The sequence below is a fragment of the Micromonospora sp. CA-248089 genome (genome assembly GCF_050948515.1).
Taxonomy (GTDB): Bacteria; Actinomycetota; Actinomycetes; order Mycobacteriales; family Micromonosporaceae; genus Micromonospora.
In genome coordinates this window covers 3546743-3561212 of the sequence record NZ_CP192016.1, presented here as the reverse complement: position 1 = coordinate 3561212, position 14470 = coordinate 3546743, and the positions used below count along the sequence as shown (strand labels likewise).

The 14470-nt window shown below is 72.6% G+C and carries 13 protein-coding genes; 6 read left to right on the top strand and 7 right to left on the bottom strand.

The genetic code is table 11. The annotated features are described in order from the left end of the window. Window positions 1–286 precede the first annotated feature (286 nt). Window positions 287–1471, bottom strand: coding sequence for a DDE-type integrase/transposase/recombinase (locus tag ACQP26_RS16980; RefSeq protein ID WP_433493339.1), 1185 nt, complete (start codon window positions 1469–1471; stop codon window positions 287–289). A 413-nt stretch (window positions 1472–1884) separates the two neighbouring features. Between ACQP26_RS16980 and ACQP26_RS16975 the strand changes: the two genes are divergently transcribed. Continuing rightward, complete coding sequence (locus tag ACQP26_RS16975; protein WP_433493338.1) at window positions 1885–3156, top strand: Ig-like domain-containing protein; 1272 nt, start codon at window positions 1885–1887, stop codon at window positions 3154–3156. 61 nt (window positions 3157–3217) lie between these two features. Here the strand turns inward: ACQP26_RS16975 and ACQP26_RS16970 are convergent, their stop codons facing one another. Next, entirely contained in the window at window positions 3218–4237 is a 1020-nt protein-coding gene (locus ACQP26_RS16970; RefSeq protein ID WP_269705748.1) for an SMP-30/gluconolactonase/LRE family protein, read from the bottom strand. 174 nt (window positions 4238–4411) lie between these two features. On the opposite strand from ACQP26_RS16970, the gene ACQP26_RS16965 reads away from it, so the two are divergent. Then, window positions 4412–4768, top strand: a complete 357-nt coding sequence (locus ACQP26_RS16965) for an STAS domain-containing protein (RefSeq protein WP_269705749.1) — start codon at window positions 4412–4414, stop codon at window positions 4766–4768. Window positions 4769–4873: 105 nt separating this feature from the next. Here ACQP26_RS16965 and ACQP26_RS16960 read toward each other — a convergent pair whose 3' ends face one another. Together ACQP26_RS16960 and ACQP26_RS16955 are read right to left on the bottom strand one after the other, a co-directional pair. Further along, on the bottom strand, window positions 4874–5242 hold the full coding sequence (locus ACQP26_RS16960) for an FKBP-type peptidyl-prolyl cis-trans isomerase (RefSeq protein WP_018784126.1): 369 nt from the start codon (window positions 5240–5242) through the stop codon (window positions 4874–4876). A gap of 152 nt (window positions 5243–5394) precedes the next feature. Continuing rightward, a complete protein-coding gene (locus ACQP26_RS16955) occupies window positions 5395–5976 on the bottom strand; it encodes a hypothetical protein (protein WP_433493337.1) in 582 nt (193 codons plus the stop codon). A 217-nt stretch (window positions 5977–6193) separates the two neighbouring features. Here ACQP26_RS16955 and ACQP26_RS16950 point away from each other — a divergent pair, with 217 nt between their 5' ends. Further along, a complete protein-coding gene (locus ACQP26_RS16950) occupies window positions 6194–6892 on the top strand; it encodes a CBS domain-containing protein (protein WP_269705751.1) in 699 nt (232 codons plus the stop codon). A 24-nt stretch (window positions 6893–6916) separates the two neighbouring features. Here the strand turns inward: ACQP26_RS16950 and ACQP26_RS16945 are convergent, their stop codons facing one another. Then, window positions 6917–7639 (bottom strand): helical backbone metal receptor, encoded by a 723-nt coding sequence (locus ACQP26_RS16945; RefSeq protein WP_433493336.1) that lies wholly within the window; start codon window positions 7637–7639, stop codon window positions 6917–6919. A gap of 26 nt (window positions 7640–7665) precedes the next feature. Further along, entirely contained in the window at window positions 7666–8757 is a 1092-nt protein-coding gene (locus ACQP26_RS16940) for a DICT sensory domain-containing protein (protein ID WP_433493335.1), read from the bottom strand. Between the two features lie 107 nt (window positions 8758–8864). Between ACQP26_RS16940 and ACQP26_RS16935 the strand changes: the two genes are divergently transcribed. Together ACQP26_RS16935 and ACQP26_RS16930 are read left to right on the top strand one after the other, a co-directional pair. Then, window positions 8865–9731, top strand: coding sequence for a hypothetical protein (locus ACQP26_RS16935; protein WP_433493334.1), 867 nt, complete (start codon window positions 8865–8867; stop codon window positions 9729–9731). A gap of 254 nt (window positions 9732–9985) precedes the next feature. Continuing rightward, on the top strand, window positions 9986–11290 hold the full coding sequence (locus ACQP26_RS16930; protein ID WP_269705755.1) for a hypothetical protein: 1305 nt from the start codon (window positions 9986–9988) through the stop codon (window positions 11288–11290). 206 nt (window positions 11291–11496) lie between these two features. Here ACQP26_RS16930 and ACQP26_RS16925 read toward each other — a convergent pair whose 3' ends face one another. Continuing rightward, window positions 11497–11844, bottom strand: coding sequence for a histone-like nucleoid-structuring protein Lsr2 (locus tag ACQP26_RS16925; protein WP_269707080.1), 348 nt, complete (start codon window positions 11842–11844; stop codon window positions 11497–11499). Between the two features lie 234 nt (window positions 11845–12078). Between ACQP26_RS16925 and lon the strand changes: the two genes are divergently transcribed. Next, window positions 12079–14415, top strand: coding sequence for an endopeptidase La (gene lon, locus ACQP26_RS16920; protein ID WP_281577686.1), 2337 nt, complete (start codon window positions 12079–12081; stop codon window positions 14413–14415). Window positions 14416–14470 lie beyond the last annotated feature (55 nt).

The window sequence follows — 14470 nt, the reverse complement described above, 5'->3', positions numbered from 1 at the left end:
CGCACTCCACGGCACACCCTTCTGCGGTGGCCAGATCTTGCATGAGTCACTCGTCGATCACCGACGTCGAACCCTACCGATACCAACCCCTCCCGGAACCGGCCCACCTATAGAAGCGTCGCGGCAGCGGTGCGGCTCGCGTTGGGGGTGATGTCGTCCAGCGCTGTCCGCCTTGCGAGACCGTTGTTCCGGCGGTTGGGTTCGCTCGAGATCTTGGTAGGAAAGCGCCCCTATGAGGGCTGTCATGTCCCGGGACATGTGTCAATGGGAAGTCCCGATAGATGTGTCATGGGTTGTGGATCGTGGGGGTGGGGGTGAGGGGGATGTAGTTCTTGTCGGGGTCGAGGTGGAGATGGCCGATGGGTTGGCCGTCGGGGTGGTAGATGGTGACGTGGTTGTTGTCGCGGATGGCGGTGACGGTGGTGCCGGCGTGGGTGGCGCCGACGCTGGTGCGGTGTCCGGCGATGGCGATGGCGCCGTTGCTGGCCACGGGGCAGTGGTGCAGGGTGGCGTCGGTTTGCAGGGGTGTGCTGGTGGGTCCGCCGAGGGTGGGTGCGTGGGTCCAGGCGTGGGCGGGTGTGGTGCGGCGGGGTAGGGCGCTGTGGCGGCGTTGGGTGTTGTAGTAGCGGCGGTAGGTGTCCAGGAGTGTTTGCAGGGCGGTGAGGGTCTGTGGTGGGGGTTGGGTGCTCAGCCATTTTTTGAGGGTTTGGTGGTGGCGTTCGACCTTGCCGCAGGTTTGTGGGTGGTAGGGGCTGGAGTTGATCGGGCGGGCGCCGTGGTCGATCAGGGTTTGCACGAAGGTGGAGATTGATCCGGGTCGGGTCCGGCGGCTGGTGAACGCGATGCCGTTGTCGCTGAGCACGATGGCTGGCACGCCGTAGGCGGTGAACGCCTGTCTGATCGCGGTGATCGCGGCTCGGGCGGTCTCCGCGGCGGCGGCGTGGCAGGCGACCAGGGTGCGGGTGCAGTCGTCCAGGACGTCGAAGACGACAACCGTGCGGCCGTCGGCGAGTTTCACTTCGGTGGCGTCGATCTGATAGCAGTCGCGGGGCCGGGCATAGCTGAAACGCCGCCACGAACTACGCGGTCGTTTAGCCGGAGTAGCCACGAGCAGGTCATGTCGGGCCAGCACCCGGTTGACCGTCGAGCGTGACGGCACCGACCAGGACGCGCCGATGCGCCGGCGCACCTCGCCCAACGCGTCTCGGATGAAGTCCGCCCCGTTGTCCGGGCCCAGTTCAACACGCAGTTTGCAGATCCACGCGTCCACCTCCGGCGGCGTGACCCGCGGACTACTACGCGGACGCCGGGATCGTTCCTGCCACTGACCCTCGGCCCGGATACGTGCGCGGTGCCGGTACACCGTGCGCACCGACACCCCGTGCTCACGCGCGAACTCGGCCGCGTTCACCCGAACCCCCGCCGCCAGCAGCGCGTCCAGCAGGTTCATCACATGCCGCCGAGAAGCCATGCCCGGCAGCACATACCACCCGACCCAAGATCCCTACCACCTGACACATGTATCGGGACTTCAACGCTGACAGATGTCATGGGACTGAACAGCCCCTATGAGGGCCGTTTCGTACCAAGATCTCGCACTGCCTCTCGCCTTCATCCGTCGATCATGAGGTTGACCGGGGCAAAACGGACACCGCGTGCCGTCAACTTCATGATCGACGGGCCGGGGGCGTGCCGGGGGCCGGGGGGCGTGGGCGGGGGGACAGGGAACCGGGCGGAGGGCGCGTGGGGCGCAAGCGGGGACGGGAATTACCTGTCCGGCACGATTCTCCGCAGCTGTTTCCGAGCAATTCCGCCGAAGGTGCCACGGCGCGATCCCAGGCCTACAGAATGTGGGCGAGAGGGTTCGGAAATGGGGGGCGAAATATGTTTGCGAGGCGCCGACTGACGCTTTTCGCGATGACCGTCGCAGCCGCGCCGCTGGCGGTCGGCGCGTGTACCGCCGGCCCGAAGTCGGTGGCGAAGCGGGCCGAGGCGGCGCCGCCGTCGGTCACCGTGTCGCCGGCCGACCGCACCCGGGACGTGCCGATCAGTGCGGAGGTGGGAACGAAGGTCAGCAACGGCAAGGTCACCGCCGTCAAGCTGACCGACGACAAGGGGAACGCGGTGCCGGCCCAGCCGCGTGAGGACGGCTCCAGCTGGGTGCCGGACCGGCCGCTCGTCAATTCCCGGACGTACACGGCGGAGGTGACCGCGACCGGCGATTCCGGTAAGACCGCCACGCAGAAGACGACGTTCACGACGATAGCCAAATCCACCAAACCGGCAGTCACCAGCGAATTGTATTTCCGGCCGAATCAGACGTACGGGACGGCGATGCCGGTCGTGCTCGGATTCGACCCGCCGATTCCGAAGGAGGCGCGTGCGGACGTCCAGCGCCGGCTGTTCGTGAAGACCGATCCGCCGCAGCCGGGCACGTGGTCCTGGGTGGCCGACGGCAAGCAGGCCGAGTACCGGGCGCCGGACCGGTGGAAGCCGGGTACGAAGATCAGCGTGCGCAGCGCGTTGCAGGGTCTGCCGATCGGCAAGGACGCGGTCGGCGACTCCGACCGGGTGGCGAGCGCCAAGGTCGGCCGGCAGGTGACGCTGGACATCGACAACGAGACCAAGCAGATGACCGTCTACCAGGACGGCAAGGTGCTCAAGAAGATCCCGGTCAGCCTCGGCAAGCCGAGCACGCCGACGTCGAGCGGCGCCATGGTGATCATGGAGAAGCACGAGCACACCACGTTCGACACCCGCGGTGAGCCCAACGGTGGCTACGTGGTCGACGTGGACGACGCCCAGCGGCTGACCTGGGGCGGCGAGTTCATCCACTCGGCGCCGTGGTCGGAGGGCGACCAGGGGAGCACGAACGTCTCGCACGGCTGCACCAACGTCTCGGCGACCGCCGCGGACTGGCTGATGGGCTTCACGCAGGTCGGCGACCTGGTGACGGTCAAGGGCACCGAGGTGAAGCTCGACCAGGGCAACGGCTTCACCGCCTGGAACGTCGGCTGGGACGAGTTCGCCAAGGGCAGCGCGCTGCCCGTACCGGCGGGGCTGAAGCCCACGCAGAGCCCCACGCCGCACCCGGGCGCGGTGGCCGGCGGGTCGTCACCGGCCCCGGCCCCCTCGCGGAGCAACAGCGGCGGCTGAACCTGGGGAGGAACGGCCACGGGGCCGGCCCGCGTCCGCGCGGGCCGGCCCCGCGCCGTGCTCAGTCGAGGTCGACGCGGGCCACCCCGGTCGCGGTCAGGCTGCCCAGCCAGAGGTGGCGGCCGTGCTGCCGCACGCCGGTGACCATCGGGTACGCCCCGCTCGGGCCGTGCAGCGTGCGCAGCACCCGGCCGGTGCCGTCGACCAGCGCGACCAGCCCGTAGCGGCGTGGCTGCGGCTGCACCGCGCCGGGTAGCAGGGCCACGATCTGCCGGACCCGGGGATGCGGCAGCAACCGTTCCATCGCCCGCAGCCGAGGGCTGGGCAGCGCGACCCAGTACGTGCCGTCGCCGACCGCCGAGACGTTGTCCGGGTACGCGGGCAGGTCGGTGAGCACCGTGGCCCGCCCGCCGGGCAGGTCCACCCGGAGCAGCCGGTGGGTGGCGGTCTCGGCGAGCATCAGCGCCGACTCGTCCGGGGTGAGCGCGAGCCCGTTGGGAAAGTAGAGCCCGTCGGCCACCACGTCGGTGCGCCCGGTGCGTCTGTCGTAGGCGAGGACGCGCCCGTTGGGCCGGTGCTCCAGCAGGTCGCGTTTCCAGTGCGACAGCGGGAACCGGTCGGAGGAGTCGGTGAAGTAGACGGTGCCGTCGCGGGCGACCGCCGCGTTGTCGGCCAGGTGCACCGGCGGCGCGGTGCCGGTCAGCTCGTGCACCCGTCCGGCCGGGTCGACCCGCAGCAGCCCCCGGTACGCGTCGCAGACCAGCAGTCCGCCGTCGACCGGATCGCGCTCGATGCCCAGCGGTCGTCCGCCCGTCTCGGCCAGCAGGGTGGGCGGCGTGCCGGGCGGGGAGTCGGCCGGCCACCACCAGAGTCGGCCGTCCTCGTCACCGCTGACCACCCGGCCGTCCCCGTCGACCACCACGTCCTCCGGGCCGTGCCCGCCGGCCGGCAGCGGCAGCAGGTCGGCCCGGTCGAGCCGGGTGTCAGCGGGCGCCCAGGGGCCGGTGAGCGGCGGCGGTACGGTCGCCGGCTCGCGGACCGGCCGGATCAGCAGTGGGGCACGCGGGCGGGGGACGGCCATCGGCTCATTGTGGCCCGGCGGCGTCGCGAAGGGCAGTGCCCGACGGCGTTTCGTGCGCGTGGCGGGGGGCTGCGGGATGACCCTGAGACGGCTCGGGGTCGGGTCCCGGACAGTACCCGGAACCCACCGCCGCGAGGCCCGGAAATGTCGGTGGGCCCGGGTAGGTTGGGGCGCATGGTACACAGCGTTGAGCGCTTCCACGTGGCGATGGACGTGCGCGATCACGTGGTCGAGCTGCGCCCGGTCGGCGAGATCGACATCGCCTCCGTGACGGCGTTCCGGGCCGCGCTCTGGGCGGCGCCGGCCCGGCCGGTGCTGCGGGTCGACCTGTCGGGTGTGCGGCTGCTCTCCGCCGCCGGCGTCCGCGCGCTCGTCGCCACCCACCTGCGGGTCCGGGCCCGCGGTGGTGAGCTGGTGCTCACCGATCCCGACCCGGTCGTGGCCCGCGTGCTGCGGGTGACCGGCCTGCACCGGGTGCTCCCGGTGCGCTGCTCGGATCGCGAGCACGAGCTGGTGGCCTGCGCGGCCTGAGCACCGAACCGGCCGGGCGGCCGCGACCGAGGCGCCGCGACCGAGCGGGACATGCGCCGGGCCGCCGGCGTGAGTGCCGACGGCCCGACGTGAACGGCCCTGCGCTCAGCGCACGCCGAGCAGGTCCACCACGAACACGAGCGTCTCGTTGGGCTTGATGACGCCGCCCGCGCCCCGGGCGCCGTAGCCCAGGTGCGGCGGGATGGTGAGCTTGCGCCGGCCGCCGACCTTCATGCCCACGACGCCCTGGTCCCAGCCGGCGATGACCTGGCCGCCGCCGAGCGGGAACTCGAACGTCTCACCCCGGTTCCACGAGGCGTCGAACTCGCGGCCGTTCGAGTGGGCCACGCCCACGTAGTGCACGCTCACCAGTTGGCCCGGGCGGGCCTCCGGGCCGTCGCCGACGGTGATGTCCTCGACCACCAGATCGGCGGGCGGCGCGCCCTCGATCGGGCCGACCTCGGGCTTGTCCATGAACGGTCTCCTCGGGTGCTGACGGTGTGGTCACCGTCGATCCTGCCGGATCGCGACCGGCCGATACGCGCCGGTCCCCGCACACCGGCGTGGCGGGGACACGAAAGAGGCGGGCGTCGCCTGTCGGCGACGCCCGCCTCCGGGCGAGCTGGTCACTTCAGCCAGGGGAGACGCTGGACCAGGGGGAGCTTCGCCCAGACTCGGCCGAGGCCGAGGGTGTTGCCGGCGCCCACCAGGGCCAGACCGGCCAGCAGACCCGCGTAGATGAGGTGGTCGTCCATGAAGGGGTTGTTCGCCGGGGGCAGCACGGCCGTCCACATCAGGACCAGGAGCAGCCCGCCGGCGACGGCGGCGATCCGGATGCCGATGCCGAGCATGAGCGCGACACCGATGCCGAGCAGGCCGAGCATGAACAGCCAGTCCGCCCAGGCCGCGCCGGCCAGGTTCTGGTAGAAGCCCGCGAACGGTCCCTCGACGGCGTTGCCGAGGAAGCCCTTGGTCGGGCTGCCGCCGTTGATCCAGGCGTTCTTCGCCGGGGTCTCGTGGCCGAGGCCGAACATCTTGTCGAGGAAGGCCCAGAGGAACACCCAGCCCAGGGCGAGCCGCAGACCGGCCCAGACGTACCGGGTGGCCTTCTGGCGGGTGGTCTCGGTGTGCGCCGCCGGAGCGGTGGTGACGGCGGGGGTCCGCTTGACGGCGGGGGTCCGCTCGATTGTCGCGGTCATTGTCTCCACGTCCCTTCCTTGCCTCGCACCGCGCTTCCCGGTGGCACATTCATTCCACCGCCGCGCCGTCTCCCGGAGCAGGGCCGAGCGGTGCCCTCCTGACCGGGTCCTTGGTCCCGTCCGGACCCGGTCCGGTCGGCCCCTCGCGGCCGGTCCGCCGCCCCTGACCAGGGCGTACGCCGGCGGCCTACCGTCGCAGGTGAAGACCCGGCACGAGGAGGTCGTGATGAGGACGTGGCAGGTGGCAGACGTGATGACCAGGGACGTCGCCACGGTGACGGCGGAGACGCCGTACCGCGAGATCGTCGACGTGCTGGTGCGGCAGCGGATCAGCGGCGTGCCGGTGGTGGACTCGTTCCGCCGGGTGCTCGGGGTGATCTCCGAGGCGGACCTGCTGCACAAGGTGGAGCGGACCGGCCACCCGGACGAGCGGCGGGTCTTCGAGGGACGGCGTCGCCGTACCGCGCGGGAGAAGGCGGGCGCGCTCGTCGCGCGGGACCTGATGACCGCCCCGGCGGTCACCACCCACGAGCGGGCCACGCTCGCGGCGACCGCCCGGATGATGGACCACGAGGCGGTCAAGCGGCTGCCCGTGCTGGACGACCTGGGCCGCCTGGCCGGCATCGTCACCCGCGGTGACCTGCTGCGCGTGCACCTGCGTACCGACGCGGAGATCCGCGAGGAGGTCGTGCGCGAGGTGCTTCGCCGGGTGCTGTCCGTGCGCGACGGTCTGGTCACGGTCCAGGTCCGCGGCGGCGAGGTCACCATGGACGGGCGGCTGGACCGGCGCAGCGCCGTCGACCTCGCCGGCCGCCTCGCCGCCCAGGTGGCGGGCGTGGTCGCGGTGCACAACGCCATCGGGTACGACGTGGACGACACCACGCTGATGGAGCTGGACCCGGTGCACGCCACCCCGGTCGCCTGAGCGCCGCCACCCGGGCCTCACCTCTCAGGTGGGGCCCGCGGTGGCGAGCTGGGCGGCGAGCAGCGCCGGCGCCTCGGCCAGCGAGGGGCCGTACCAGGTGAGGTGCCGGCCGGAGACCAGCGCCGCGGGTACGCCGGGGAACGCCTCCGGCCCGTCGTCGGCGGTGAACCGGTACGGCTCGTCGGGCAGCACCACCAGCTCCGGCGCGCGGGCGCGCAGCTCGTCCAGGCCGGGCCGGGGATAGCGTTCCGGGTCGCCGGCCCAGCCGTTGCGTACGCCGAGCCGGGCCAGCACGTCCCCGGCGAACGTGTCCCGGCCCAGCACCACCCACGGGCGCCGCCACACCGGCACCACGGCGGTGGGCACGCGTTCGGGCGCCGGCAGCGCGGCCCAGGCGTGGCGGGCGTCCCGCAGCCACCGCGGCTCGGCCGGCACGCCGAGCGCGACGACCAGCTCACCGAGCTGGTCGAGGGCCTCCGGGACGGTACGCGGGAAGGTGACCCGGACCGGCACCCCGGCCGCGCGCAGCGCCTCGGCGTCGGCGAGCCGGTTCTCCTCCTCGTTGAGCAGCACCAGATCCGGCTCCAGCGCGAGCACCCGGTCCAGGTCCGGGTACTTCGTCCCACCGACCCGGGCGACGTCCAGCCCGGCCGGATGGGTGCACCAGTCGGTCGCACCGACCAGCACCTCCGGGCGGGTGGCCGCGACCGCCTCGGTCAGCGACGGCACCAGCGACACCACCCGCACCGCGTCTCCTTCCCCCGGACCGGCCGTCAGCGGGCCGGGGTGGCCACTGCGTCGGCGTTCTCCGGCGGCAGGCCCGCGACCGGCAGGCCCTTGCGTACCGCCCAGTCGACAGCGGCACGCAGGTCCGCGGTGGGCAGCGGCCGCCGGGTCGTCACCCCGACCGCCGCGTGCACGATGTACGCCATGAACGGGTACGACCGGGCCAGCGCGCCGATCGCGTCGTGCAGCCGGCGTACCACCTCCAGCGCGGCCGGTTCGTCGAGTCCCGGCAGGACGAGCTGGAACTCGTTCTCGGTGACGCGCACCGCGCGGTCGACCGGCCGCAGCGCCGCCGTGATCGCGGTGAGCACGGCGTGCCCCTCCCGGGCGACGCCGCGGCGGCCGAAGCGTTCCGGCGAGCCGGGCGGTGCGTCCACCCGGATTCCGATCAGCGCCACGGGCAGCGTGCCGGAGGCGGTGACGCCGTCCGCGCCGGACCACCGGGCCAGGCCGGGCTCGTCCAGCATCGTCTCGGCCGGCTGCGCCGGCAGGTGGGTCCGGTCGCCGCGGCGGGCCAGCATCCGCAGCGCCGCCTCGGCGCGCGGTTCACCCGGCCCGGCCGGAATGTCCCGCACCCGGGCGATCGCCTCGTCCAGCGCGGTGCGTGCCGCGGCGGGCAGCCGCTCGGCGAGCTGCTCGCGCAGCCGGATCGTCTCGTGCAGCGCCTCGTCGCGCCGGAAACCCCAGCGTCCCTCGAACAGCCGGCCGGCCTCGAGCGTCGGGGCGGGCGCCACCTCGGCCCGGTCGTGTGCGACGAGAGTGGCGCCGAACCGCGGGCTCAGCGCCACCACCGTCCACTCCCGGGCCAGCGCCTCCGTCTCGTCCAGCGTCACCCCGTAGATCCCCTCGGGCAGGTCCGGCGGCGGCCCGCCGACCATCGCCACCACCGTCACGGCGGCGCGGCCGGCGATGCGCCGGTAGACCTCGCGCTCCCGGGCGAAGTACGGCAGGCGCTGGAACAGCGCGAGCACGACGAGTGGGCCGTCCTCGGCCTCGGCGAGCGCGGCGCGTTCGATGGCGTGGGAGACGGCGACGAGACTGCGTTTGGTGAACTGTTCCGGGGTCCGTCCGCTGGGCACGGGCAGAGCCTAGAGGGACAGGCGCGGTTGCGCACCGGTCGGCCGGGGGGTGCGTGCCGCACCGCCTACACTCGGGCGTCGACCGGACGAGGGGGGATCGGGGCGAGATGACGAGCACAGGCAGCGCGACCGCGTCCTGGCTGCGGCCGATCCCGCCCGGCGCCGCGCCGTGTCTGACCCGCGCGGGCCACCTCGGTCACGCCGGCCGGCGGCTCGGCGACCTGGTGCAGGGCCGCCCGCCGGGTGTCACGGGCAGTCAGTGGAGCACCGCCGGACGGGCGTCGCTCGACCTGGTGGTCTGCGCCGCCGACACCGGGCTGCCGCGCTTCGCGGTGCGGTTCACCGCGCCCGCCGGCGACGGATCGCCCGCCCGGCGGGCCGAACGGCTGACCGACGCGGTCTGCGCCGCCGTGGGCCTGCCGCTGCTGCGTGTCGAGTCGCCGACGCTGGGCGGCGCGGAACAGGTCCGCCGGTTCGTCGAGTACGTGCTGGACGCGCGGGCCTACGCCGACGGCACCGACCCGGACGCCGGTGACGCGGTCGGCTTCCGGGACATCATCGGCCGGCTGCCGGACGGCCGTCGCGGGCCGGTGAACGACCTCGGCGCGCTGGCCCGGGTCGAGGCGGTCGAGGCGTACGTGGCGGGCCGGATCGTCGACCCGATCGTGCGCGGGTTGCACGTGCGCTGGACCGGCGGCCCGGCGGAGGGCTGGGCCTGGGCCGAGGTGGGGCCCGGCCGCTGCCTGCTGGAGCGGGTACGGCTGACCTCGCGCGGCTTCTCCTGCGGCGTCGATCCGGGGCGGCTCGCCGAGGATCTGGCCGTGGCGGCGCTGGGGGAGCGGCTGCGTGACCTCGACGCCACCGCACCGTCCGAGGTGGACCGGGACGAGCTTCTCCGGCGGGTACGCGCGCTCGCCGCGCAGCGGGATTCCTTCGACGGCGGGTTCGCCTTCGAGCACCTCTGCGCCGACTGAGCCGTCCTCGTCCCAGGACGGCGACTTTTCGATTTTTTTCCGATCTCCGGTTGAACCTTCGCCGACGGCGCTCCGTACCTCATCGGGAATGGACGCAGATCTTCCCCGCCGCGCCCGGACGGCGCGGAGACGGTGCGGAAAGGGCACCGTCGGCCATTGACGCGCGACTGAGCGTCGCAGTGATCTCACACCCCGAATTCGTCGGTCCGCCGGGATCACCAGTCAACTACCGGATCGAGAAGGAGAGCAATTCGATGCGCAGGTCCACACGGGCGCGCCGGTCATCCGGTAACGCGCGGAGCAAGCGGTTGCTGGCAGTGGTCGGCACGCTCGCGGTCTTCGGCGGCATCGTCGCCGTCACCCAGATCTCGTCCGCCCAGGACCGGCGGACGACCACCCGCGCCGCGTCGGCGTCCTGCGTGCCCGCGAGCTCGGGGGCGACCGCCCCGGACGGTCAGGGCAGCACCACCCGTACCTGGCAGAACGGCCGGTGGGTCCGCAACCACTGGGGCGACGGCCAGATGTCGCCGGCCGAGTGCCAGCAGACGAACGCGGGCGGCGCCGGCGCCGGCACCCCGACCGTGGCCTGCCCGGACGTCCGCAGCCGGCTGCCGCAGGTGCCCGACCGGGCCCGCGCCGAGGTGGACCGCACCCTGGCATTGCTGCAGTCCCAGATCGCGGATGCGAACCGGCGGCTCGCGGCGGAGGGCCGCAACGGCGGTGACTTCATCAACAACGCGATCCTGCGTCCGCTCGCGGACAAGCGGACCGCGGCGCTCAACCGGATCGCCACCGCCATCGGCCGGGTCGCCCAGCGCCCGCAGGGCCTGGACCAGCTCGCCCAGTGCGCGCTGACCGACGCCCCCGGCACCGGTGGCGGCCAGAACGGCGGGAACAACAACGGGGGTCAGAACGGCGGCAACAACAACGGCGGCCAGAACGGCGGAAACACCGGCGGCAACAACGGTGGCGGGAACAACAACGGCGGTGGCCAGAACAACGGCGGCGGCAACGGCCTGAACGTGCTCGCCAAGGACTGCTCCGGCAGCCAGCTCCAGGCGCACGACGGTTTCCAGAACGGCAACCGGTGCGTGAGCACCGCGTTCGGTGAGGTCGGCGCCGCGGCGAACAACCCGTCGCTGCTGATCACGCAGTTCCCGAACCAGGTGCGGCGCAATCAACCGTTCACGCTGCGGGTCACCACCAAGAACCTGGTGCGGGACCGCTTCCTCGCCGCCGGCCAGGGTGGCTACTACCTGGAGAGCTCGCTGCTCAACGGCGAGGGCCTGGTGCGCGGTCACTTCCACACCGCCTGCCGGATGCTCGGCAGCACCCGGCAGCCTCCGAACCCGCAGGACGTGCCGGCCTTCTTCGTCGCCACCGAGGACGGCCGGGGCGGCAACCAGCCGGACGACGTGCTGATCCAGATCCCGGGCCTGGCCCAGTCGGGCGTGGCGCAGTGCGCGGTCTGGGCCGGTGACGGCTCGCACCGCATCCCGATGATGGAGCGGGCGAACCAGACCCCCGCCATCGACGTGGTGCGCATCCGGGTCAACTGACACTGACGAACGGCCGCGGCCGTCCGGGGGACTCCTCCGGGCGGCCGCGGCCGTTTGCGCGGACCGAAACGGCGGGACGTGGTCCCGGAGGAAATTTCATGCCGGCGGTATCCGGTCGGATGAAAGTGCCGACCGTAGAAAGCCGATCGGGGCCGCGCCGATTTCTCAGCGTGACCCCGGGACGCCCGACGGTGAACCGGCGGTGATCAGCGGTTCTTGTACGCCTCGACCACCGACACCGGGATGCGCCCGCGCTCGGAAATCTCGAACCCGTTCTTGGCGGCCCATTCCCGGATGGCGCGGTTCTGCTCGCGGTCCATTCCCGAGGTGCTCGGCCGGGTGGTGCGGCGGGCGCCGCGAGGAGCTTCGGTCGTTCCCCGGCCGATTCGCCTGCCAGCGCTGATGTACGGATCCAGGGCCTTGCGCAGGACGCCCGCGTTCTCGTCGGAGACGTCGATCGTGTACGCCGCGCCGTCCAGGCTGAACTCGACGGTCCGATCGGCCTTTCCGCCGTCGAGGTCGTCGGTCAGAACGGTGATTACTTTCCTTGCCATCGCCATTACTCCCTGTGTCGGGCGGGGTGTGGCTAAGAGTTTGACCTACCGCACGGTAATTCCGCAACAATAGCCGACTCTTCCCATTCGGCGGGTCGCGGTAAAGGATGCCGCCATTGGGCACGGAGCGTGGGAGCGCGACGTTGAGGAGTGGCGTGGGTCACAACCCGGAACAAGGGACACGTTTTGTTACTTGAGCCAGACACGCTCAACCAACGTGATGGCAGGTGTTCGATGGCAACTCTTCCGGTACTTCCTCTGACCGACGCCGTCCTGCTGCCCGGGATGGTCATCCCGGTGACCCTCGACCCGACCACCCAGGCCGCCGTCGACGCGGCCCGCGCCACCGGCGACAAGGAACTCCTGGCCGTACCCCGCATCGACGGCGAGTACGGCTCCGTCGGCGTCGTCGCGACGATCGAGAAGGTGGGCCGGCTGCCCAGCGGCGAACCGGCGGCGGTCGTCCGCGGTCTCGCCCGTGCCCGCATCGGCTCCGGCGTGCCCGGTCCCGGCGCCGCGCTCTGGGTCGAGGCGACCACACTCGACGAACCCGCCCCGGCCGGGCGCGCCCGGGAACTCGCCCGCGAGTACCGCGCGCTCATGACCTCGGTCCTGCAGCAGCGCGGCGCCTGGCAGGTGATCGACGCGATGGAGCGGATGACCGACCTGTCCGAGCTGGCCGACTCGGCCGGTTACGCGCCCTGGCTCAGCCTGACGCAGAAGACCGAACTGCTCGCCGCGCCGGACGTCACCGCCCGGCTGGACCTGCTCGTCGGCTGGGTCAAGGAACACCTGGCCGAGCAGGAGGTCACCGAGCAGATCAACAGCGACGTCCGCGAGGGGCTGGAGAAGTCCCAGCGCGAGTTCCTGCTGCGCCAGCAGCTCGCCGCGATCCGCAAGGAACTCGGCGAGGACGAGCCGGACGGCTCCGCCGACTACCGCTCCCGGGTGGAGTCCGCCGACCTGCCGGAGAAGGTACGCGAGGCGGCGCTGCGCGAGGTCGGCAAGCTCGAGCGGGCCAGTGACGCCTCACCCGAGGCGGGCTGGATCCGTACCTGGCTGGACACCGTCCTGGAAATGCCGTGGAACACGCGTACCCAGGACAACACCGACCTGGCCGCGGCCCGTGCCGTGCTCGACGCCGACCACGCCGGCCTGGCCGACGTGAAGGACCGCATCCTGGAGTACCTCGCGGTGCGCAACCGGCGCGCGGAGCGCAACCTCGGCGTGGTCGGCGGACGCGGCTCCGGCGCCGTGCTGGGCCTCGCCGGCCCGCCCGGTGTCGGCAAGACCAGCCTCGGCGAGTCGGTCGCCCGGGCGCTGGGCCGCACCTTCGTCCGCGTCTCCCTCGGCGGTGTCCGGGACGAGGCGGAGATCCGCGGCCACCGGCGCACCTACGTCGGCGCGCTGCCCGGCCGGATCGTGCGGGCGCTGCGCGAGGCCGGCTCGATGAACCCGGTCGTGCTGCTCGACGAGGTCGACAAGCTGGCCGCCGGTTACGCCGGCGACCCGGCCGCCGCCCTGCTGGAGGTGCTCGACCCGGCGCAGAACCACACGTTCCGCGACCACTACCTGGAGGTCGACCTCGACCTGTCCGACGTGCTGTTCCTCGCCACCGCGAACGTCGTGGAGGCGATCCCCGGCCCGCTGCTGGACCGGATGGAGCTGGTCGCGCTGGACGGCTACACCGAGGACGAGAAGGTCGCCATCGCCCGCGACCACCTGCTGCCCCGGCAGCGGGAACGGGCCGGGCTGACCGCCGAGGAGGTCACCGTCGCCGACGAGGCGCTGGCCCTGATCGCGGGCGAGTACACCCGCGAGGCGGGCGTCCGGCAGCTCGAACGGTCCCTCGCCAAGATCCTGCGCAAGGTGACAGTCGCGCTGGCCGGCGACCCCGTGCCGGTGCACGTGGACGCCGGCAACCTGGCCCGCTACCTGGGCCGGCCGAAGTTCACCCCGGAGTCGGCCGAACGCACCGCCGTGCCCGGCGTGGCGACCGGCCTGGCCGTCACCGGCGCCGGTGGGGACGTGCTGTTCATCGAGGCCACCACGATGGAGGGTGAGCCGGGGTTGACGCTCACCGGCCAGCTCGGCGACGTGATGAAGGAGTCCGCGCACATCGCGTGGTCGTACCTGCGGTCGAACGGACGGCGCTACGGGCTGGACCCGAACGCCCTGGCCGGGCGGCGGATCCACCTGCACGTTCCGGCGGGAGCGGTACCGAAGGACGGCCCGAGCGCCGGCATCACCATGGTGACCGCGCTGGCGTCCCTGGTGACCGGACGACCGGTACGACCCGAGTTCGGGATGACCGGCGAGGTGACGCTCTCCGGCCGGGTGCTGCCGATCGGCGGGGTGAAGCAGAAGCTGCTCGCCGCGCACCGGGCCGGTCTCACCGAGGTGATCATCCCGAAGCGCAACGAGCCGGACCTGGACGACCTGCCGGCGCAGGTGCGGGAGGCGTTGACCGTGCACACGCTGTCCGACGTGGCGGACGTGCTCGCGCTGGCGCTTCGCCCGGCCGAGATCGGCACCCAGGCGCTGGACGGCCCGGCGCTCGCCGCGGCCTGACGACAGTCGCCCCGGCCACCGTACCCACGGTGGCCGGGGCGCCGTCGTACCCGGC